Genomic DNA, 20,531 nt, shown 5'->3' with positions numbered 1-20,531 from the left:
TCTACCTACAAGAAGTAAGATCACCTTCAAGACCATCTTAGTGGATTTGTGCAGCGATATCTTGGTCAGTTTGTTCAACGATATCAGCAACTTTGATCAATTGAGCATTGATGTCTTCCAACAATTGAGCGAACTGTTTGATTTTTGGAGACAATTCGTTGAATTGTGCTTCAAAGCTATCAAATGCAGATCCATCCCAGTTTGCATCGATGACTTGTTGTTCGTGAGTCAAAGTGTTAAGGATTTGATCGATTTCTTGAGAACCTTGTGAATAGCGTTGTGCTGATTGACGTAGTTCTTCTGGAGTTAATTTAATTTGAGCCATATGTTTCTCCTTTTGGGCTGATACCCTTATATTTTTTTCATAAACAATACATTTAGTACGAATTAGTAAAAATCCAAAAAACTGTATATTTACCTTTTCACTCCCTATTTGTATTATTTACTTAATGATATCTTAATGAAATATTGCGAGAATGTCAAGTTTTGATGCCCAACTGATAATACATTGTAACTTTGTTACATTTTTGAAATAATTTGTTATAAAAATGTAACATTTTTCTGAAAACTCTTGCCCCAGTAGTCTTTATTTAGTATTAATTCTAGAACGAAATGGAAGGAGTTTATCCTTACATATTAACTGAACACATGGTTTTAAATTGTTTATTTTATGCCTTTTCAGAGATGTTTTTTAATAATTTTTGTATATTTTTTCATATTTCTGACTTTTATGATATAATAAAAACTATCTAGAACTTGTTTGAGGCAAGATCGAACACTACTAACCCCTAAAAGGAGTCTCTATGAAAAAAATAGTATTCACCTCTCTCTGCCTACTAGCCCTTACCGCTTGTAGCCAAGGCCAAGCAGAAAAAGGAAAAACAGCAACAACATCCAGCCAAAGCACTTCCCATGTGAAAAAAGAAAAAGAAGAAAAGGTTCGAACCAAAACCTTCGCTACAGACTTGAGTGATCACTATCAAAATAAAATTCAAATCGGCTACAAAAAAGATGAGATTGTATCTTTTACCTTCCTGAGTTTTGAACCCATTTCGCCAGATTCACAAAAAATGGATCTTGCTGAATTGAAGGAACTCTACCAAGAAGAATTAGAGCACAGCGATATCTATAAAGCCTTAAATGACAAACCTGGACTTAGCTTTCGGATTCAAATTTCAAACGATAAACAAGCCTATGCCAAGGTCCTTCAGGCTGACTTCTCAAAAATCAAGAAAGATGAGTTTGCCACCATCTACGGAGATCAAGGAGAGGAAGAAACTGCCGAATTTAAGAAATACCTCAATGGTAAGCCTCAAGATTTCTTCACCTATCTAGAAAATCAAGGCCTCAAAGAAGAAAAATAAAAGAGCTCTCTGAGTTCCTTAACACCTGGTTAAGGCTCAGAAAGCTTTTTTTCTTATTTGTTCAAGATTGAAAGGGTTTCAAGGAGATTATCTGCATGCACTTCGATGGTATCTCCTGTCGCTTTGATTTTGACTTCAACGATGCCTTCAGCTGCTTTTTTACCAACTGTGACACGGATTGGAAGACCAATCAAATCGCTATCGCTGAATTTCACACCAGCGCGTTCGTTTCGATCATCGACCAGAACTTCGTAACCTTTATGAACCAAGGCTTTTTCGATCTGATCCGTCAAAGCAAGACTGGCTTCATCCTTAACATTGACTGGAATCAAATGCACATCAAATGGAGCCAATTCTTTAGGGAAGTTAACGCCCCAAGCATAGCGGTATTCCCCTTTTGGCGTCTTATTGATAAAGAGGCGAGCATGCTGCTCCATGACAGCTGAGAGAAGGCGGCTAACACCGATCCCGTAGCAACCCATGATAATCGGCACAGCACGTCCGTTTTCGTCCAAGACATCTGCTCCCATGCTAGCTGAATAACGTGTACCCAGTTTGAAAATATGACCGATTTCGATTCCGCGTGCAAAGTTCAAGACACCTTTTCCATCCGGTGAGATTTCGCCTTCCCGAACTTCACGGATATCAACAAATTCCGCAGTGAAGTCACGTCCTGGATTCACACCGGTCAAGTGGTAGTCTGTTTCATTTGCTCCGACAACTGCATTGCGACTATCTTGGACCTTACGGTCTGCAATGATTTTGACATTTTCAGGAAGATCAACTGGACCAAGAGAACCAAAGTCCGCTCCCAACAATTCTTTCACTTCCACTTCAGTTGCAGGTTCGAAGAAGTCTGCTCCGAGGTGGTTTTTCAATTTCACTTCATTGAGTTGATCATTGCCAACGAGAAGGGCCACAACTGGCTCATCATCCGCAATATACACCAACGTCTTGATGGTTGCTTCTTCCGGGACATTCAAGAAGGCTGCCACTTCATCAATCGATTTGACACCTGGTGTTTCCACGCGTTTCACTTCTTCTTCAGCGACCACACGGTTACTTGGCTTGTATTCATTAGTAGCCATTTCCAAGTTGGCAGCATAGGTTGATTCACTTGAATAGGCAATGGTATCTTCACCAGAGACCATCCATTTGAGCAATTCTGCCTTGATTTCTTCTTGGACTTCTGCTGGGATCTCATCAAATGAAGCCACCGATTTGTCTAAAACAACCCAACGATCCAAGTCTGTACGAGCAGGTGTAACAGCCATAAACTCTTGGCTATCTTTTCCGCCCATAGCGCCACCATCGCCAATGATAGCCTTGTAGTCGATGCCACTGCGGGTGAAGATCCGCTCATAAGCTGCCTTGTACTCATCATACGTTTCATCCAAGCTATCATAGTTAGCATGGAAACTGTAACCGTCTTTCATGATGAACTCACGGGTCCGTAGAAGACCGTTCCGTGGGCGTTTTTCATCGCGGTACTTCGGTTGGATTTGGTACAAGTTCAGTGGCAATTGCTTGTAAGACTTGACAGAATCACGCACAATAGCTGTAAAGGTTTCTTCGTGAGTTGGACCCAAGATAAAGTCAGAACCTTCACGGTTTTTCAATTTGTACAAGTCTTCCCCGTAGGTTTCATAACGGCCAGATTCACGCCAGAGATCCGCACTCAAAAGGGCTGGAGCTAGCATTTCTACTGCTCCGATTTTTTCGAATTCTTGGCGCATGATGCCTTTTGCTTTTTCAATCACACGATTAGCTAGTGGCAGATAAGAATAGACACCAGCTGATACTTGGCGAACATAACCCGCACGCAACATCAAAGCGTGGCTGATGACCTGCGCATCGCTTGGCATTTCACGAAGGGTTGGAATCAACATTTTACTTTGTTTCATGGACAACATCCTTTTCTATTTCAAAAATAATTTCATAATATCATTCCAGGTGACAGCAATCATTAAAATCACCATTAGGGCTACACCTGCAAGTGTCATATAAGTTTCTACTTCTTGTTTTAGCGGTTTTCTCCGGACCACTTCGATCAAATTGATCAAGATTTTTCCACCATCCAGGGCCGGAATTGGGATCAAATTGAAAATCCCAATATTAATGGAAAGCATGGCCATAAGAGATAGCACAGCTGGAATCCCTAATTGAGCGGCTTGTGAGCTGGCATTGTAGATGGCAACCGGACCACCCAGTTTATTGAGACTAAAGTGGAAAATGATATCTTTCAGGGCTCCCAGGATCCGGGTCGCTGTATTCCAGGTATCTGTAAAACCAGACAAGAGCTTGTCCATAAATCCAGTCTTGATCCCATTTGTCACACCCAGATAGTAACGATCGCCTGATTTGGTTGGCTTCACTTTGACTTCTTTTTCTTGACCATCTGTCTTGACTTTCAGGGTCAACTCCGGAGCAGTCTTGCTGTCCTTTGTTGCTTTTTCTACAGCGTCTGTCAACTCATCCCAGTTGCTAACGGTGTCGTTATTGACCTCAAGGATCTGAACATTGCTTTTGACACCGACCTTGGCAAGGGCCCCATCGGGTGCCACCTGAACATTGTTACTGTAGTAGTCAATCGCACCACCGCGCATAAAGGCTAAGAGGGAATAAACCACAATACTGAGGATAAAGTTGTTCATCGGACCTGCAAAATTGGTGATCAAGCGTCCCCAAATGCTGGCATTCTGGTATTGAACATCTTTGGGGGCAATCCGCACTTCGGTCCCGTCTTCTTCAACGATGGTCGCATCATGATCAACACTATAGGTCTTTGTCTCATCAAGGACCAAGCCGGTAATTTCCAGTTTGTCTTCAAAGTCAAACTGGGTGACATTCATGGGAAGGGCTGTCTGATCCAGATTCTTTCCAGAAAGATTGATCCGGATGACCTTACCAGCCTCATTTACCGTCAAACTGACAGGAGTCCCGGTCTTAATCTCCGTGGTATCCTCACCCCAACCAGCCATACGGACATAGCCACCTAAAGGTAGGATCCGAATGGTATAAGCTGTCCCATCCTGACCTATATGGGCAAAGATTTTCGGCCCCATCCCGATCGAGAATTCTCTCACCAAGATGCCCGATTTTTTCGCAAAATAGAAATGACCAAACTCGTGGACGAGTACGATCACTCCAAAAATAACAATAAAAGCAACTAACTGCATCGTTTTATACGTAGTTTCCTTTCTATCTCTTCTGTCTTAGAACAAGCCCAAGAAATGCATCAAGGGGAAAACAAAAATCAAACTATCAAAGCGGTCTAAGACACCACCATGTCCTGGGATAAATTTCCCTGAATCCTTGACACCAAAGTGGCGTTTGATCGCACTCTCTACCAAATCTCCAAACTGACCTGCAATACTAAATAGGATGGTAAAAAAGATCATGGTGATCAACCCATGTCCACCGGCCACAGAGCGATCCACGATCATATAGATCACAGTCACCGCAACTGCAGACAAAATTCCCCCAAGACTTCCTTCAATCGTTTTATTGGGAGAGACCGTAGGCATGAGCTTGCGTTTTCCAAACTGACTTCCTACCAGATAAGCACCGGAATCCGTAGCCCAGACAATAAAGAGAGCTAATAAAACCTTGTCGATACCAGCGATTCGTGCATCTACTAGGGAGTGGAAACCGAGTCCCACATAGAAGCTAGAAGCAATGGGGTAAACCACATCTTCATAATTGTAATTCTGAGCAAGAACCGTTGTTCCCATGAGGATCAAGACAACCAAACCATAGGCAATCATGTTGCCATCTGCTGGAAGGTAAGGCAGATAGTCCTCAATCGGCAAGGTTAAGACAAAGGCCGCCAACATGGCTAGCGCTCCTTCAAAGGTCGCTGTTTCAAGCCCCTTCATCTTGAGCAGTTCATGTACCCCTAACATGGCGATCAAACCAATCACAATCTGGAAGAACATCCCTCCAACCATTACTGTTGGAATGAAAAAGAGCAGGGCAATTCCTCCAAAAATTACACGTTTTTGTAAATCTTTCGTCATCATCTTCTCCTAAACACCGCCAAATCTCCGGTGGCGATGGCTATATTCTACTACAGCACTTCTTAGTGCCTCTTCTCCAAAATTTGGCCACATGACATCTGTGAAATACAACTCACTGTAGGCGGCCTGCCAAGGAAGGAAATTACTCAAACGGATTTCTCCGCTGGTACGGATAATCAAATCCGGATCCCTTAGATCGCGTGGCAAACTTTCGGTATAGAGATGACCTGCAATCATCTCTTCAGTGATATCTTCAGGGCTCAAGTCAGCATCCAAGACTTCTTGCGCAATCTGCTTCACAGCCTGGGTAATTTCTGCACGTCCCCCGTAGTTGAGTGCGAAATTCAGGATCAGGCCCGTATTGAGCTGGGTCATCTCTTCTGCTCGTTCCAAAGCCTCTAGCGTTTCTTTGGGTAATTTCTTGGTGTCACCGATCATTTGAATCTTGACATTATTGCGATGCAACTCGGGGACGAAGCGGTCATAAAACTCAACGGGCAAGTGCATGATAAACTTGACTTCATCTTCAGGGCGTGTCCAGTTTTCTGTCGAAAAGGCATAGACCGTCAAGACCTGAACACCCATATTTTTTGCCGCAATCGTCACTTCTTGGAGAGCTTCCATCCCTGCCTTATGGCCAAAGACACGCGGTTGCATCCGCTTCTTAGCCCAGCGACCATTGCCATCCATAATGATGCCAATATGTTTTGGGATTTCTAAAGGAGTCTCGATGTTTTCTTTTTTCTTAAAACGAAACATGTTTTTCTACCTATTTCAATATTTATCGCTTCATTATACCATAAATCCCCATAAAATAGGGACGCTGGCCTCTTTTTTGAACTAGCAGAGCTTTCCTTGACCCTACTGTCCCTTTTTCCCACTAAAAAAGAGGCCTTCGCCTCTTTCCTGATGATTATTCTTCGATGGCTGAATCGACTTCTGAGCTAACACCTTCTGTTGCAGCTGCTGTGATCCCTTCTGATACAGGAAGAACTGTTTTGATCGCTCCCAATTCAAAGGTCAGGTAGACACCATCAACATCCAAGACAACCGTCTTGCGTTCTTTATCGACTTCATCGATGGTTCCGTACAAGCCACCAATGGTAATGACTTCATTTCCTTTTTGAAGTTTATTCAAACTTTCCATCCGTTTTTGGTACTGTTTCTTTTGGCTACGGCTCATGAAGAACATCAAACCGACCATAAGAACAAGCATAATTAGAAAACTTCCGCCTTGCATATGTTTCTCCTTTAAATTTCATATATGCTATACTATATCAAATTTCGCCCGTCTTTTCAAGTTTCTCCATCCTTTTCAAGCAAAATCGGACTTCCTTCCTAAGGGGCTAGCGCCTTCCCAGAAAAAAGAAAAAAACCACGAAAAGTGGGCTACTAACTAGTCAATCGTAATGCCATACTTTTCATGATTCTCATCATACCAATCAATCAAGGCCAAGGCCGTTTGATAGGTAATATTTTTTATTTTACTCGTTCCCTTGGTCAAAGTTGCCAAGCTCATTTTGCTAATGTTGGTTTCAGTTGCAACACGGTAGCTTGTCAAGCGACCATCGACCATCAGCTGAACAACGGCTTCAACCTTTCTGTATTCGGGAGTCGAGTAGATATCAATTGTATTGTTCATCGTACTTCCATTCCTCATATTTTTTTCTTGTATAAATTATATACTTATTTTCTTTATTTATTAATAATTTTGCTCAAATTGGATTAATTTCACTAATTATTGATGTTTTTTTAGCCCAAATAGGGGGATTTTGGCCTTATCCGGCGAATAATTTCCCCTGGGTGGGAAGAAAAAATAAAGACTGCTATATTATAGCAGCCTCCATTTTTCACAAAGTGATCACTTCTTATCTACCTTATTTATCAATGTTTTCTTCTTTCTTTGTGTCTTTTTCTCTGATGACCAATTCTCCATCTTCCATATCTGCTAGCAAGTGTTTAGCATCAAGATTATCCAAGTGGAAATCTGTCACTTTATCTCGGATTTGTTGTTCAACCACACGACGGAGTGGACGAACACCCATAACTTCATCATATCCTTCTTCAGTCATGTATTCTTTGGCAGCATCGCTCACTGTCAAGTCGATATCTTTCTTAGCAAGAGTTTTGTTCACTTCTTCTAACATCAAGTCAACAATCTTAGAAAGGTCTTCCTTGCTCAAGTGTGAGAACTCGATCACGGCGTTGAAACGGTTCAAGAATTCCGGACGGAAGAATGGTTTTAAACGATCCAAGAGTTCTGGTTTGTCCGCATCTTCTGTCAAGTTCGCTTCGTAACCAAAGCCAGCATTTGAAGTAGCAATAATTACGGTATTCTTGAAATTAACAGTGTTTCCTTGACCGTCTGTCAAACGACCATCATCCAAGACTTGAAGAAGAAGGGTGATCACTTGAGGATCCGCCTTTTCAATCTCGTCAAGAAGGACGATAGAGTATGGATTACGACGGACGCGTTCTGTCAAGGTATTGTTGTTGTCATCGTAACCAACATAACCGGCAGTGGTACCGATCAATTTAGATACGGCTGTGCGGTCGCTGTATTCTGACATGTCCAAACGGATGATAGCATCTTTCGTTCCGAACATATCAAGGGCTAATTGTTTTGCCAACTCAGTCTTACCAACACCAGTAGGACCTACAAAGAGGAAGCTACCGATTGGGCGGTTTCCTTCGTCAAAGCCTGCACGGTTCCGACGGATCGCTTTTGAAACAGCTTCAACAGCCTTGTCTTGGCCAATAACTTTCGTTTGCAAACGGTGACCCATATCTTTCAATCGTTCGATATCGGTTGCACCCATTTGAGATACTGGAATACCAGTCATCCGTTCGACAGACTCAGCTACGTCATTGACAGTTGCAGTTACCTTGTGATCCTCTGTATGGTTAGCAATTTTCTTTTCAAGCTCTTCGATACGGACTTTTGCATTTAGAGCTGCTTCGTAATCTTCTTTAGCCGCAGCTTCTTCTTGTTTAGTTTTTTCCGCTTGAATTTCGTGCTCAACCGCATGGACATCTGTTACAGGGTGTTGAGCTGCCAAGTGAGCAGCTGTCACATCGACCAAGTCAATCGCCTTATCAGGCAAGCTACGTTGTGGAATGTATTGAACAGAATAATCAACGGCTGCTTTCAAGACTTCATCTGGCAAGACAACATTGTGGTGTTTTTCGTAAAGATCACGGATCCCTTGGAGAATCTTGAAAGTATCTTCAGCTGATGGAGCATTAACCTTGACTTCGTTGAAACGACGAGCAAGGGCCGCATTCTTCAAGATGGTGTTACGGTATTCATCTTGAGTAGTTGCACCAATGACTGTCAATTCACCACGAGAAAGAGCTGGTTTCAAGATATCCGCAAGACCTTTAGATCCTTGACCATCCCCTGTGCTACCCGCACCAAGGATTTGGTGAATTTCGTCAAAGAAAAGGATGACATTGCCCATCGCTTTGACTTCTTGGATCATATTTTGGATATTTTCTTCAAAGCTACCACGGTATTGCGTACCAGCTTCTAGACCAGAAATATCGATGGAGATGATTTCTTTGTTCTTGATGGCTGCTGGAACATCACCATTCACGATAGCTTGGGCCAAGCCTTCTACAACAGCTGTCTTACCAACACCTGCATCCCCTACAAGGACCGGATTGTTCTTGGTACGACGAGACAAGATTTCAGCTGTTTCTTGAATTTCTTTATTGCGTCCGATGACCGGATCCAATTTTCCTTCACGAGCTTCTTCAGTCAAGTTACGACCCAGCTTCGCAAGAATTCCATCTTGTTTCATGCCTTTGCCTTGTTGGTGTTGCACTGGCTCACTTCCTTCGGTTGGAAGTTGACCCGTTTGACGGTAAATAGCGAATTCTTCAGGTGTTACTTCACGACCATTGATCATGTAGCGACGGCTTTCAGAACGAAAACCACCCATATTTCCCATTAGTTGATTGAAAAGATCATCCATATTGTTAAAGTTGTTGTTCATAGTTATTACCTCGTTTTACATAATTTTAATTCATTCTTGAAAATGAGTAGCCGAATTGGCTACTTAACGTTTGTTTACATAATTTTATTTTTCTTTTAAATGAATAGCCTCGAGGGCTAAGATCTTATATTCCTTCTTTTATCAATTAGTTTTCTATATTTTGGAAATAGCATCTCACCATCTCCTTTCCACTATTGATCCTGTAAACTCTTGAGATTTTCCAACCTCTTTTTGTTTACATAAATTATTATAAAGCAAGATGATTTTTTTGTCAACAGTTTTTTACATAATTTTTTAAAAAATTCCAAGCTAAAAAAACTGGAGGTTAGAATGTAGACAAACTGTATTATATCCAGCAACCTCAGTGATGCTAAAAAAATGATAAACACTGAGTTCGTTAGGCTCATTCAAACATACACTGAAACTTTCCGCCGTGAGAAAAGTGCTAGAAACACTGTTGTTTCTAGCACTCGGGAGTTTTGAGAGTAAAACAGTTCGGGGAACTGTTTTAGCCTGAGCCTAAAATTGAAAAGCGAAGGGGCTCAAAACGAATTGAACACGGGCTGCGGATTGTGTCAAAAGCATAAAATACATTAGTACTAAATCCAAGACACAGTAGCTGATTGAATTCTTCTCTCACCTTTTAGCTCGGAAGAATCCTAATCAGCCTTGTGGGGGCAGGACAACGAAGTAATTCCATACAAAAGTGCTTCTGTCCTGCTCCCTATTTTGACTTTATCCGCAGACGCCCTTTGTATCTTAATTTAGTCATGGAACTTCTTCGAAGTTCGCTGACGTCCGTACTCACCTAAAGAAAGTTTCTAAGATGACTTTGTCTTTAATCTGCTACACCCTTCCCAGGGTGTGTCTCCTGTTAAATCATGTATTCGACGCTATAGGTGGCGTCGGATAGAATCCGTGAAAGGAATTGTTTGGTTCGCTCTTCCTTTGGACTGTTGAAGAATTCATGGGGTTCGTTTTCTTCGATGATGTGTCCACCATCCATAAAGATGACGTGGTTGGCTACATCACGCGCAAAGCTCATCTCATGGGTTACCACAACCATGGTCACTCCTTCTTGGGCTAGTTGCTTCATAACAGCTAGTACATCCCCGACCAACTCTGGGTCCAGCGCTGAGGTCGGCTCATCCAGCAAGATCACGTCGGGTTTTACTGCGATAGCACGTGCGATTCCGATCCGCTGCTGCTGACCCCCTGACAATTGAGAAGGATAGTAATCCTTATAAGCGAGGAGACCGACTTTTTCAAGGGCGGACTCTGCCCGTTGAAGAGCTTCTTCTTTTGGAATCTTGCGGGCTACAATCAGGCCTTCCAAGATATTTTCAAGGGCTGTTTTATTGGCAAAGAGATTGTAATGCTGGAAGACAAAGGCTGTCTTTTGGCGGATTTCTAGAATTTCTTTTTTACTGAGCTTTGAGAGGTCATACTCTTTTCCACCCAAAGTCAAACGGCCTGTATCCGCCTTTTCCAAGTGATTAAGGCAGCGAAGGAAGGTTGTTTTTCCTGATCCAGATGGACCCAAAATAACGACGACATCCCCTTGGTTGACCTTGAGATTAACATCTACCAGGACTTGGTGGTCCTTAAATTTTTTCGATACGTGTTCTACTTCTAACATCTTTTCAATTCTCCTTCTTCTATGCGAGTGTCAGGCGTTTTTCTAAGCGATTGAATCCCCACTGAATCACCCCACAAATGACAATATAAAGAATAAAAATCACGAGATAGGATTCAAAATATTGATAGCCATAAGAGGCTTCGACCTTGGCAATGGCAGTGATATCCTTGATGGTCATGACAAAGACAAGGGAAGTTCCTTTGACCAAGTTGATGACCAGGTTACATAGATTGGGCAGGGCTGCACGTAGGGCTTGGGGAAAAACAATGCGGATATAGGCTTGGCGATTGGTCAAACCGATGGCTTGCGCTGCTTCTAGTTGACCCTTATCCACCGTCAGAATAGCTGACCGGAGAATTTCAGCTAGACTTCCTGTTGTCATCAAGCTAAAGATGATAAAGGCATAGTAAATGGGATTGATCTCAAAGACATTAAAGTGACTGCCCATGCTCTTAAAAAAGCTATTTAAGAGACTAGGAAAGAGACTATAAAAGAAGAGAATCAAGAGGATCGGAGGCGTCGCCCGGATAAATGCCAAGTAAACCACTGAGAAACTGCGAACCCCTTTGACCTTATAGATCTGACCGAGCGCCAAAAAGAGGGCTGGAAAAAAACTCAAGAGGATGGATACGACCATGATCAGAAGGGTTACTGGAACACCACCCAAGGTGGCTAGAAATGTTTTACTAATAAAATTGAAATCCATAAGCTACCTTTCTGTTACGCTGAGTCGTTTTTCAAGGAATTGAGCGGAGAAGGAGATCACAAGGGCAATGCCCCAGTAAATCACTGCTACGGCTGTATAAGTCTCAAGGGAATAATTTCCGAGATTGCGGCTGATCAAGTTATTTCCTGCTCCCATGATATCGATAAAGCCAATAGTATAAGCCAAAGCGGCGTCGCGCATGAGGTTCAAGATAGCCGTCGTCATATTTGGAAGAGCCACGCGAAAGGCTTGGGGAAGGACAATCCGCCAAATGGTTTGAGCTGGCGTCAAGCCGATACTCAAGCCAGCCTCCATCTGACCTTTAGGAATGGCCAAATAGGCTGCCTTAAAGACCTCAGAAATCATCGCGGCAAAGAGAAGAAACATGGCAACCAGGACAAAGACAAACTTGGACCAGTGGTCAATGTCAATGCCCAACCACCAGTTCAAAAATTGTGGCAGTCCATAAAAGACCAAGAAGAGCAAGACAATCGGAGGGGTACAACGCAAAGTAAAGACATAGCCTTTTGCCAGACCTGCTCCTACCTTATCTTCTGATACTTGTGCCCAAGTCAAAACCAAGCCAAATGCAGAACCGAGAAGCGTCGTTAACACCATCAAAGCTAGGGTCGCTGGTAGAGCTTGGACCAAGGTTGGAAGAAATGACCAGACCTTGGAAATGTCGTATGAGACCATGTTTCTTTTCCTTTCTGTATCCGGATAGAAATAAGGAAGCTGGGGCAATACGCACCCAGTTCCATCTTATTTCTCTTTATCTACATAACTGAAGACATCTTCACCGAAATATTTTTCGGATAGTTTGGCAAGCGTTCCATCTTTTTCCAATTCTTTGATAGCCTTGCTGTAGGCTTCCGCAAATTTTTCGTTTTTCTTATCCTTATGGATCAATGGATAAGTTGGAATTCCTTTGTAGGCAAACCAGCTGAGTTTGTCTGCATATTGGTGGTAAGAACCATCTTTATCTGTGACAGCTTTTTCAAAGGAAAGTTTGATGTCAAAGAAGGCATCGTAACGACCTTCAAGTACCCAAGCATAAGCATCTGCGACTTTGAACGATTCGGCAGCTGTTAATTCGATTGGTTGGTCCTTATGCTTTTCATTGTATTCTTTAATAACATTCCATTGCGCATTTTGTGGTGAAATTGGAACCAATTTTCCTTTTTCTTTCGCAAAGTCATCGATGTTCTTGTATTTATCCGCATCTTCTTTTCGTACGGTAAATCCGATGATACTTGCTCCGATTGGTTCTTTTGGAATGATAAATTTCTTGGCGCGTTCTTCGGTATACCAAGCTCCTTTAGTTCCGATATCATACTTACCAGATTCTAGACCGATCAAAAGGTCGTCATCACTTGTTCCAGTGTACTCAAACTTGTAGTCTGGTAATTTTTCGTCAATGGCTTTGAGCACAGCTACTTCATAGCCATCTGATTCTCCTTTTTCATCAACGAAATCATACGGCACATAGTTTTGCGTGTGGGCTACTTTCAAGGTTGTTACTTTATTAGATCCTGTTGATCCTTTGCTGTCGTTTGCGTGGTTCAAGCTTCGACCAATAATCGTTGCACCTGCAAGGGCAAGAACGGCTACCCCACCGATAATCCATGTTTTTTTACTCATACTCTCTTTTCTCTCTTTCTCTTTTCCTTATTCTGCTGCAGCTTCACGAACCCATTCGATTCGTTCTTCATCAATGTCACTTGGGATGGTACAATCCGCACCGATGACCAAGCCTGTGGTTCCTGTTTCTGCGATGATGCGTTTGGTTTCTGCTTGGATAGCTGCCTTGTCTCCTGTGTAGAGAAGACCATTTTTACCATTTTCAAAACCACCCAGAACCGTGCGCCCGCCGAATATTTCACGTCCTTCTGCCAGGCTAATCCCTTCTGGTCCGACTGCCCAGTTAATGACTTGAGCTGGGTAGTCTGTGAAGAGATGGATATCATTGCGAGCTCCTTCGTAGCCACAGATATGAAGGATATTTACCCCACCGGCTTCCTTAGCTGTCTCTAAGACATGGAGTTCACTCGGTGCGATGACTTGTTTGTAAACTTCCTGACTGACACGCGCATCTTGGATGCTTTGAACACTGAGGTAGATCCCGTCTGCTCCAGCTTCCTTAATAATTCGTTGGCTCAAACTTGCAATATCTTGCCCAATGGTATCCAAAACTTTTTTAAGAGTTGCTGCATCTTGATCGATAAAGTTTGCGATCAAGTCATCTCCACCTGACACTTCTCCGACCAACCATTTGAAGTAGGTCACCGGAGCAAAGATGTTGTAGATGGCTACAATGTCCTCTTCAAAACCGGCACGGATTTTTTTCACAAGCTCTACCTGCTCTGTGATCCATGGATGATCGGCTCCGAGCGGTTCAATCCCTGCTAAGTCAGAGATGTTTTCAAGGCCTTTGTGAATGGATGGGTTTGGATAAGCAAAGTAACCATCGCTCATAAGTTTAACAAAGTCTGGTTGAACCTTGTGAAGGAAGTTTTGATGACCCTTCAGGTTTTTTTCAATAATTTCCGGATTGGAAAATCCTTTCAACCATTCTTCTTCTGTTGTAAAATGGTGCCAAAATCCAACTGGCACACGGTCAACTTTTTCTCCTTTGAATGCTTTTAAGACTAATTCTCTTTTTGCTGACATGTTCTTACCTCGTTCTATTCTTTTCTTGTTTGTTATCTTAACACTTCAATCATTCTTTGACTAATATATATTTTTTATCAAGTTCTTCATCTTTTTTTATCACTGTCCGTCTAGAAGTAGAAGTCCAGCTAGATCAGATGGGCGCATGAGGGAGAGACTATGGGCTGGAATTTTCTCCAATTTTTCGATGTCCGGATCTTTCCGTGCAATCCCATGACTGCTTGCTAGAGCGACTTTACTTAGCCCGAGAAGCAAAAACAAAACGGTTACTACGATACACCATACATAGATCTTTTTCATCTCCCTCTCCTTACTTTTTTACAAGACGGCTGCTTGACGCACCCAGTCTAAGCGTTCCAATTGGAAATCATCTGGTACGGTACAGTCTGCCCCAAGGATCAAACCGCGACTTCCCGCTTCTGCCACCAAGCGACGGGTTTCTTGCTCAATCGCTGCTCGTTCCCCTTGGTAGAGTAATCCTTTCTTACCATTGACAAAGCCACCCAAGACGGCACGATCACCAAAGAGCTTGCGTCCCTCTGCTAAACTGAGCCCTTCATGATGAGTTGCCCAGTTAATGACTTGAGCTGGATAATCCTTGAAGAGTTCCACTTCATTGCTGGCTCCTTCAAAACCACAAATATGAAGGATATTGATGCCACCCGCTTCATTGGCAGCTTCTAGGACAGCGATGTTACTAGGTTCAATTATCTTACGGTATTCTTCCTCTGTCACACGCTCATCTTGGACCTGCTGGGTTGAGAAGTAAATCCCTTCCACTCCTGCTTCTTGAATCAAGCGGCGACTAAGAATGGCGATGTCTCCTGCGATGACATCAAGGACATGGGCCAAGGTTTCTGGATCTTCCTTGAGAAAGGCCGCAATCACTTGGTCCCCACGGGATTGATCTGTCCGGAACCAGCGTTTCAAATAAGAAATGGGCGAGAAGATATTGTAGAAAGAAGCAATCTCTTCATGGAAATGAGAACGAATTTCCTTGACTACTTTAATCTGCTCTTCAATCCAAGGATGATGCTCTCCAATGGGTTGAATATTCTTCAATTCTTGGATCGATGTGATCTCTTTCGAATAAAGAGCACTCGGATAGCGGAAGAAGCCATCGCTCATGATCTTGACAAAATCAGGGGAACTTTCTTCAACATAGTGTTGGTGTCCTTTGATACTCTTTTCAAGTACAGCTGGATTGTCTAGCCCCAATTCTTTTTCTTCTTGAGTCACATAATGGAGCCAAAATCCTACAGGGATTCGCTCTACTGCTTCGCCTCGAATGGCACGAAGAACCAATTCTTTTTTACTCATTCCATGAAACCTCCTCAATATCTTCTTCAAAAGGAAAACTGACTGCTGCCCTTCTGAAATTTGTAACCATGATATCACCTCGAAAACTAGCTGACTAATATATTTTCCCTATCAAAGCCTTAACATTTCTTTATGGAGGCAGGTATCAAAAAACACGCAAGTCCTTGAAAACAAAGACTTGCGCGCATTCTTATCTATTCTTTCATTTTAGAAGAAATGGATCCCTTTGATCTTTTCTTGACCCTGTTATAAAAATCAACTATACCCCTTCCTTTTAGGGGAAGATTGGCTTATTTTGAGGCCAAGGATCACGTTTTCCCCATCCTCTAACCAATCATGGGCTGTGGATTCGGCTTTGCCCCTTAAAAACAAATATCCTCGTTAGGAAAAACCTAACGAGGATGTTTTTTTATATAGACAAATTTATTCAACTGTTACAGACTTAGCAAGGTTCCGTGGTTTATCAACATCGAGCCCACGATGAAGGGTTGCAAAGTAAGCAATCAATTGGGTTGGCACCACCATTGAGATTGGAGAGAGGTAAGGGTGAACCGCTGTCAAGACTAAATCATCTGTCTCTTTCGCAACATTTTCTTCTGCAATGGTTAAGACATGAGCCCCACGTGCTGCGACTTCTTGGATGTTTCCACGAGTGTGGCTAGCTAGGACTGGATCCGACAAGAGGGCAATGACTGGTGTGCCGTCTTCGATCAAAGCAATGGTCCCGTGTTTCAACTCACCCGCTGCGAAGCCTTCACATTGGATGTAAGAAATTTCTTTTAGTTTCAGACTGGCTTCCATGGCAACATAGTAATCTTGGCCACGTCCGATATAGAAAGCATTGCGGGTTGTTTCTAATAAGCCACGAACTTTTTCGTCGATCACTTCTTTTTCTGAAAGGGTTGATTCGATCGATTGGGCAACGATAGACAATTCGTGCACCAAATCAAAGGCTTTGGCCTTTTCATTGCCATTGGCTTCCCCAACAGCTTTGGCAAGAAAAGCAAGGGCTGCGATTTGAGCCGTATAAGCCTTAGTAGAAGCGACCGCAATTTCAGGACCTGCATGGAGCAACATAGTCATGTCTGCTTCACGTGAAAGAGTTGAACCTGGCACATTAGTCACTGTCAAGCTTGGAATGCCCATTTCATTGGCTTTGACCAATACTTGGCGGCTATCGGCTGTTTCACCAGATTGGCTGATAAAGATGAAGAGTGGTTTCTTGCTGAGAAGTGGCATGCCGTAGCCCCACTCAGAGGAGATACCGAGTTCTACTGGGGTATCTGTCAATTCTTCCAACATCTTCTTAGAAGCAAATCCTGCGTGGTAAGAGGTCCCTGCCGCAAGGATGTAAATGCGGTCTGCCTCTTGAACAGCCTTGATGATAGCTGGGTCTACCACTACTTGACCAGATTCATCTGTATAGGCTTGGATGAGTTTACGCATCACGGTTGGTTGCTCGTCAATTTCCTTGAGCATGTAGTAAGGATAAGTTCCCTTGCCGATATCAGAAAGATCGAGTTCAGCCATGTAGCTAGCGCGCTCACGACGATTTCCGTCGTAGTCTTGGACTTCAACGCTATCAGCTTTGACAATCACCAACTCTTGGTCATGGATTTCCATGTATTGGTTGGTTTCACGGATCATGGCCATAGCATCTGAGCAGACCATATTGTAGCCATCGCCAAGACCGATCAAGAGTGGTGATTTATTTTTTGCCACATAGATGGTGCTTGGATCTTCCGCGTCCATCAAAGCAAAAGCATAGGCTCCACGGATGATGTGGAGAGCTTTTTTGAAGGCTTCAAGCGTAGACAAGCCCTCTTCTTCAGCAAATTTTCCGATCAAGTGGGCTGCAATTTCTGTATCTGTTTGCCCCTTGAAATGGTGACCAGCTAGGTATTCTTCCTTGATTTCAAGGTAGTTTTCAATGACGCCATTGTGGACCAAAACAAAACGACCTGTCTCCGAACGGTGTGGGTGGGCATTGTCCTCAGTTGGTTTCCCATGAGTGGCCCAACGGGTATGTCCAATTCCGGCATCCCCTTCGACACCTTCTGCCTTAGCTGATAATTCTGCAATACGGCCGACGGCCTTCACCAATTGGCTCTTGCCTTCACTAGCCAGAAAAACACCCGCAGAGTCATAGCCTCGGTATTCGAGTTTTTCAAGTCCTTGAATCAAAATATCCGTAGCATTTGTATTTCCTACAACACCAACGATTCCGCACATAGTCTTTACGATATAGCCTTGCTATACTTTCCCCTTTACTTAGTCAAACGACCTATGGTCAATTTCTCAGTTACTTTAAAATTGGTCTAGTCTAATTTACCAAAAAAGTAACCAGCGGAGTCAGTATACAATGCTTCTTCCAGTTTGTCAACTAGGAAATATAAGAAAATTGGTCTAGTTAAGGGAGAGTTAAGAAAAACCTATCAACATCTTGGTTGATAGGTTGCTTTTTCTACTCTTCAAATCCATTCTGCTGGCTCAACTCACGGAACCAATGACCGGATTTTTTCAGACGTCTTTCTTGAGTAGCTAGGTCTAGTTCAACAAGACCATAGCGGTTCTTGTAACCATTGAGCCAAGACCAGCAGTCAATAAAGGTCCAGATCAAATAGCCTTTACAGTTGGCGCCATCTTGAATAGCCCGGTGGAGCTCACGGAGATGGTCTTTGACAAAGTCAATCCGGTAGTCATCTTGGATCACCCCATCTTCACGGAATTTTTCCTCACCTTCGACTCCCATCCCATTTTCTGTCAAAATCCACTCGATATTGTCATAATTTTCCTTAATATTTTGAGCAATGTCATACAGACCTTGCTCATAGATTTCCCAACCACGGTGGGGATTAATCTTGCGGCCTGGCATGACATAGGGTTCATAAAATTGCTCAAAGAGTAGGGGAGAAGCTGGATTCGGAGCATAACGAGGAGCTGCCACACGGAGTGGTTGGTAATAGTTAACGCCTAGATAGTCGACGGTATTTTCTTCCATCAAGCGCAACTCAAATGGATCATAATCTGGCAAGAGATCACGCTCCCGCAAGATCTCCACTAATTCTTGAGGATAATGGCCAAGAACAGAAGGATCTAAAAAAGATTTGGCTTGAAAGAGCTCGGCGATACGAGCGGCTTTCACATCTTCTGGATGCTGGCTCCGAGGGTAGGCTGGTGTCAGATTGAGCACAATTCCGATCCGGGAATTGGGATCCACCTCGTGACAGGCCTTGACCGCTAGAGAGCTTGCTAACTGGGTGTGGTAGGCTACTTTTACAGCTGCAGCTGCATCTACCTTATGAGGAAAATGGGCATCATAAAAATAACCAAACTCCACAGGGACAATGGGTTCATTAAAGGTGATCCACTGGTCGACCAGATCCCCATAGGTCTTGAAACAAAAACGCGCATATTCTTGATAAGCATAGGCGGTTTCCTTGTTTTCCCAACCATCGCTCTGCTCTTGGAGAGCCATCGGCAAATCAAAATGATAGAGGTTGACCAAGAGGTGAATCCCTTTTTCCTTAATCTTTTCAAAGACACGACGGTAGAAATCGACACCCGCTTGATTGATCCCCCCTCGGCCTTCCGGGAAAATGCGGGACCACTGAATAGACGTCCGAAAGGCGGTGTGGCCCGTTTCTAATAAGAGATCCAGATCTTCTTCCCAGTGTTCATAAAAAGTCGATGTTTTCTCCGGTCCCTGCCCTTGATAAAAGCGATTGGGTTCGATCCTATACCAGTAATCCCAGAGATTGTCACCTTTTCCATCCTGATCTAGACGCCCTTCTGTCTGTGGACCCGAGGTCGAACTCCCCCATAAAAAATCCTTTGGAAATTGAAACATGTCCTAATCCTCCTCATTCTACTAGCTCTATTGTAGCGAATCCTCCCCCAAAACCTAGGCACAATTTACAGTCTTTCTTACGCAGATTAAAGAAAAAGCTCCCTTAGAAAAATTCCTAAGGGAGCTGGTCCTCATTATAAGTCATTCACAACATATTCAAAGAGTTTATGGTCTGCTGGACTCTTGTCAAAACGCAGTTCCGGATGCCATTGAACGCCGAGAAAACGACTCTCATCTGTGGATTGAACCGCCTCTATGACGCCGTCTTTGGGATCCTGCGCGATTACTTCTAAGCCATCTGCCAAGTCTTTGATACTTTGATGGTGAAAGGAATTGATGCGACTGGTCTTGCCATAGATTTCTTGCAAGATCGTCTGATCCTTGGTCACCAGCTCTTGGCTGGTGTACTGACCTGGATTGTCCTGCCAATGATCCTCAATATCTTGATGCAAAGTTCCACCCAATGCAACATTATAGAGCTGGGTCCCACGGCAGACGGTAAAGATAGCTTTTTTAACCGCACGCGCTTCCTCAATCAAGGCCAACTCAAAAAGATCACGTTTTAAGAGGTAGTCATCGCTATCAATGGTGATTTCTTCTCCATAAAACTTGGGCAAGACATTTTGACCACCAGTAATGATGAGCTTATCAATCATCGACATGTAGTGTTTGGCCATGTCCGCATCTCCAATTGGCAAGATCAAGGGAATTCCTCCCGCCTCTTTGACCGCTTCGACAAAACCAGTCGCCGCATAACTCATGTTCGCGTCTGGATCATCTGGGAAGGGTCTTTCATTTCCTGTAATTCCAATCACTGGTCTTTTTTTCATACTTGTTTCCATATACTTTCATTCGTTTTCAAGGCTTATTGTAACACAATTTTAAGCTAGACTCAATGGAGAGTTTTTGAAGAGAAGGTCTCTCCCTCTATAACAAAAGCTTGCTGAAAGGGGTTAAAATTGCTT

Annotated in this window: 19 protein-coding genes; 1 reads left to right on the top strand and 18 read right to left on the bottom strand. The window is 43.2% G+C overall.

What is annotated here, in order from left to right:
• Nucleotides 1-37: 37 nt before the first annotated feature.
• Nucleotides 38-325, bottom strand: a complete 288-nt coding sequence (locus HMPREF9186_RS07735; RefSeq protein WP_003009979.1) for a WXG100 family type VII secretion target — start codon at nt 323-325, stop codon at nt 38-40.
• 478 nt (nt 326-803) lie between these two features.
• On the opposite strand from HMPREF9186_RS07735, the gene HMPREF9186_RS07730 reads away from it, so the two are divergent.
• Nucleotides 804-1,364, top strand: a complete 561-nt coding sequence (locus tag HMPREF9186_RS07730) for a hypothetical protein (RefSeq protein WP_009732151.1) — start codon at nt 804-806, stop codon at nt 1,362-1,364.
• Between the two features lie 53 nt (nt 1,365-1,417).
• Here HMPREF9186_RS07730 and HMPREF9186_RS07725 read toward each other — a convergent pair whose 3' ends face one another.
• The 17 genes from HMPREF9186_RS07725 to HMPREF9186_RS07645 form a co-directional block, all read right to left on the bottom strand.
• Nucleotides 1,418-3,268 (bottom strand): proline--tRNA ligase, encoded by a 1,851-nt coding sequence (locus HMPREF9186_RS07725; protein ID WP_009732150.1) that lies wholly within the window; start codon nt 3,266-3,268, stop codon nt 1,418-1,420.
• A gap of 15 nt (nt 3,269-3,283) precedes the next feature.
• On the bottom strand, nt 3,284-4,543 hold the full coding sequence (rseP, locus tag HMPREF9186_RS07720) for an RIP metalloprotease RseP (RefSeq protein ID WP_009732149.1): 1,260 nt from the start codon (nt 4,541-4,543) through the stop codon (nt 3,284-3,286).
• Nucleotides 4,544-4,579: 36 nt separating this feature from the next.
• A complete protein-coding gene (locus tag HMPREF9186_RS07715; protein ID WP_009732148.1) occupies nt 4,580-5,383 on the bottom strand; it encodes a phosphatidate cytidylyltransferase in 804 nt (267 codons plus the stop codon).
• Between the two features lie 9 nt (nt 5,384-5,392).
• On the bottom strand, nt 5,393-6,142 hold the full coding sequence (locus tag HMPREF9186_RS07710) for an isoprenyl transferase (RefSeq protein ID WP_009732147.1): 750 nt from the start codon (nt 6,140-6,142) through the stop codon (nt 5,393-5,395).
• A gap of 154 nt (nt 6,143-6,296) precedes the next feature.
• A complete protein-coding gene (gene yajC, locus HMPREF9186_RS07705) occupies nt 6,297-6,623 on the bottom strand; it encodes a preprotein translocase subunit YajC (protein ID WP_009732146.1) in 327 nt (108 codons plus the stop codon).
• Nucleotides 6,624-6,779: 156 nt separating this feature from the next.
• Entirely contained in the window at nt 6,780-7,025 is a 246-nt protein-coding gene (locus tag HMPREF9186_RS07700) for a hypothetical protein (protein WP_009732145.1), read from the bottom strand.
• A gap of 235 nt (nt 7,026-7,260) precedes the next feature.
• Complete coding sequence (locus HMPREF9186_RS07695) at nt 7,261-9,381, bottom strand: ATP-dependent Clp protease ATP-binding subunit (protein WP_009732144.1); 2,121 nt, start codon at nt 9,379-9,381, stop codon at nt 7,261-7,263.
• Nucleotides 9,382-10,255: 874 nt separating this feature from the next.
• On the bottom strand, nt 10,256-11,020 hold the full coding sequence (locus tag HMPREF9186_RS07690; RefSeq protein WP_009732143.1) for an amino acid ABC transporter ATP-binding protein: 765 nt from the start codon (nt 11,018-11,020) through the stop codon (nt 10,256-10,258).
• Between the two features lie 19 nt (nt 11,021-11,039).
• Nucleotides 11,040-11,726, bottom strand: a complete 687-nt coding sequence (locus HMPREF9186_RS07685) for an amino acid ABC transporter permease (RefSeq protein WP_009732142.1) — start codon at nt 11,724-11,726, stop codon at nt 11,040-11,042.
• A gap of 3 nt (nt 11,727-11,729) precedes the next feature.
• Nucleotides 11,730-12,422: an amino acid ABC transporter permease gene (locus HMPREF9186_RS07680; protein ID WP_009732141.1), complete on the bottom strand. Its 693-nt coding sequence runs from the start codon at nt 12,420-12,422 to the stop codon at nt 11,730-11,732.
• 66 nt (nt 12,423-12,488) lie between these two features.
• Complete coding sequence (locus HMPREF9186_RS07675; protein WP_009732140.1) at nt 12,489-13,367, bottom strand: transporter substrate-binding domain-containing protein; 879 nt, start codon at nt 13,365-13,367, stop codon at nt 12,489-12,491.
• 27 nt (nt 13,368-13,394) lie between these two features.
• Nucleotides 13,395-14,396, bottom strand: a complete 1,002-nt coding sequence (locus tag HMPREF9186_RS07670) for a uroporphyrinogen decarboxylase family protein (protein WP_009732139.1) — start codon at nt 14,394-14,396, stop codon at nt 13,395-13,397.
• A 99-nt stretch (nt 14,397-14,495) separates the two neighbouring features.
• Nucleotides 14,496-14,696: a hypothetical protein gene (locus HMPREF9186_RS07665; protein ID WP_009732138.1), complete on the bottom strand. Its 201-nt coding sequence runs from the start codon at nt 14,694-14,696 to the stop codon at nt 14,496-14,498.
• An 18-nt stretch (nt 14,697-14,714) separates the two neighbouring features.
• On the bottom strand, nt 14,715-15,716 hold the full coding sequence (locus HMPREF9186_RS07660) for a uroporphyrinogen decarboxylase family protein (protein ID WP_009732137.1): 1,002 nt from the start codon (nt 15,714-15,716) through the stop codon (nt 14,715-14,717).
• Between the two features lie 423 nt (nt 15,717-16,139).
• Entirely contained in the window at nt 16,140-17,948 is a 1,809-nt protein-coding gene (gene glmS / locus HMPREF9186_RS07655; RefSeq protein WP_009732136.1) for a glutamine--fructose-6-phosphate transaminase (isomerizing), read from the bottom strand.
• A 232-nt stretch (nt 17,949-18,180) separates the two neighbouring features.
• Complete coding sequence (locus tag HMPREF9186_RS07650; RefSeq protein ID WP_009732135.1) at nt 18,181-19,566, bottom strand: glycoside hydrolase family 1 protein; 1,386 nt, start codon at nt 19,564-19,566, stop codon at nt 18,181-18,183.
• A 134-nt stretch (nt 19,567-19,700) separates the two neighbouring features.
• On the bottom strand, nt 19,701-20,396 hold the full coding sequence (locus tag HMPREF9186_RS07645; protein WP_009732134.1) for a gamma-glutamyl-gamma-aminobutyrate hydrolase family protein: 696 nt from the start codon (nt 20,394-20,396) through the stop codon (nt 19,701-19,703).
• Nucleotides 20,397-20,531: the final 135 nt, after the last annotated feature.

Source organism: Streptococcus sp. F0442, assembly GCF_000314795.2.
In the GTDB taxonomy this organism is placed as follows: domain Bacteria; phylum Bacillota; class Bacilli; order Lactobacillales; family Streptococcaceae; genus Streptococcus.
Note: the sequence above shows the minus strand (reverse complement) of the source record. Positions and strands in the feature narration are given on the sequence as shown.

Excerpts from the sequence above, each read along its gene's own strand:
- HMPREF9186_RS07695 (WP_009732144.1), bottom strand. The coding sequence starts at position 9,381 with ATGAACAACAACTTTAACAATATGGATGATCTTTTCAATCAACTAATG.
- HMPREF9186_RS07700 (WP_009732145.1), bottom strand. The coding sequence starts at position 7,025 with ATGAACAATACAATTGATATCTACTCGACTCCCGAATACAGAAAGGTT.
- rseP (WP_009732149.1), bottom strand. The coding sequence starts at position 4,543 with ATGCAGTTAGTTGCTTTTATTGTTATTTTTGGAGTGATCGTACTCGTC.
- HMPREF9186_RS07665 (WP_009732138.1), bottom strand. The coding sequence starts at position 14,696 with ATGAAAAAGATCTATGTATGGTGTATCGTAGTAACCGTTTTGTTTTTG.
- HMPREF9186_RS07735 (WP_003009979.1), bottom strand. The coding sequence starts at position 325 with ATGGCTCAAATTAAATTAACTCCAGAAGAACTACGTCAATCAGCACAA.
- HMPREF9186_RS07660 (WP_009732137.1), bottom strand. The coding sequence starts at position 15,716 with ATGAGTAAAAAAGAATTGGTTCTTCGTGCCATTCGAGGCGAAGCAGTA.
- HMPREF9186_RS07685 (WP_009732142.1), bottom strand. The coding sequence starts at position 11,726 with ATGGATTTCAATTTTATTAGTAAAACATTTCTAGCCACCTTGGGTGGT.
- HMPREF9186_RS07680 (WP_009732141.1), bottom strand. The coding sequence starts at position 12,422 with ATGGTCTCATACGACATTTCCAAGGTCTGGTCATTTCTTCCAACCTTG.
- HMPREF9186_RS07690 (WP_009732143.1), bottom strand. The coding sequence starts at position 11,020 with ATGTTAGAAGTAGAACACGTATCGAAAAAATTTAAGGACCACCAAGTC.
- glmS (WP_009732136.1), bottom strand. The coding sequence starts at position 17,948 with ATGTGCGGAATCGTTGGTGTTGTAGGAAATACAAATGCTACGGATATT.
- HMPREF9186_RS07710 (WP_009732147.1), bottom strand. The coding sequence starts at position 6,142 with ATGTTTCGTTTTAAGAAAAAAGAAAACATCGAGACTCCTTTAGAAATC.
- yajC (WP_009732146.1), bottom strand. The coding sequence starts at position 6,623 with ATGCAAGGCGGAAGTTTTCTAATTATGCTTGTTCTTATGGTCGGTTTG.
- HMPREF9186_RS07730 (WP_009732151.1), top strand. The coding sequence starts at position 804 with ATGAAAAAAATAGTATTCACCTCTCTCTGCCTACTAGCCCTTACCGCT.
- HMPREF9186_RS07725 (WP_009732150.1), bottom strand. The coding sequence starts at position 3,268 with ATGAAACAAAGTAAAATGTTGATTCCAACCCTTCGTGAAATGCCAAGC.
- HMPREF9186_RS07675 (WP_009732140.1), bottom strand. The coding sequence starts at position 13,367 with ATGAGTAAAAAAACATGGATTATCGGTGGGGTAGCCGTTCTTGCCCTT.
- HMPREF9186_RS07715 (WP_009732148.1), bottom strand. The coding sequence starts at position 5,383 with ATGACGAAAGATTTACAAAAACGTGTAATTTTTGGAGGAATTGCCCTG.
- HMPREF9186_RS07645 (WP_009732134.1), bottom strand. The coding sequence starts at position 20,396 with ATGAAAAAAAGACCAGTGATTGGAATTACAGGAAATGAAAGACCCTTC.
- HMPREF9186_RS07670 (WP_009732139.1), bottom strand. The coding sequence starts at position 14,396 with ATGTCAGCAAAAAGAGAATTAGTCTTAAAAGCATTCAAAGGAGAAAAA.
- HMPREF9186_RS07650 (WP_009732135.1), bottom strand. The coding sequence starts at position 19,566 with ATGTTTCAATTTCCAAAGGATTTTTTATGGGGGAGTTCGACCTCGGGT.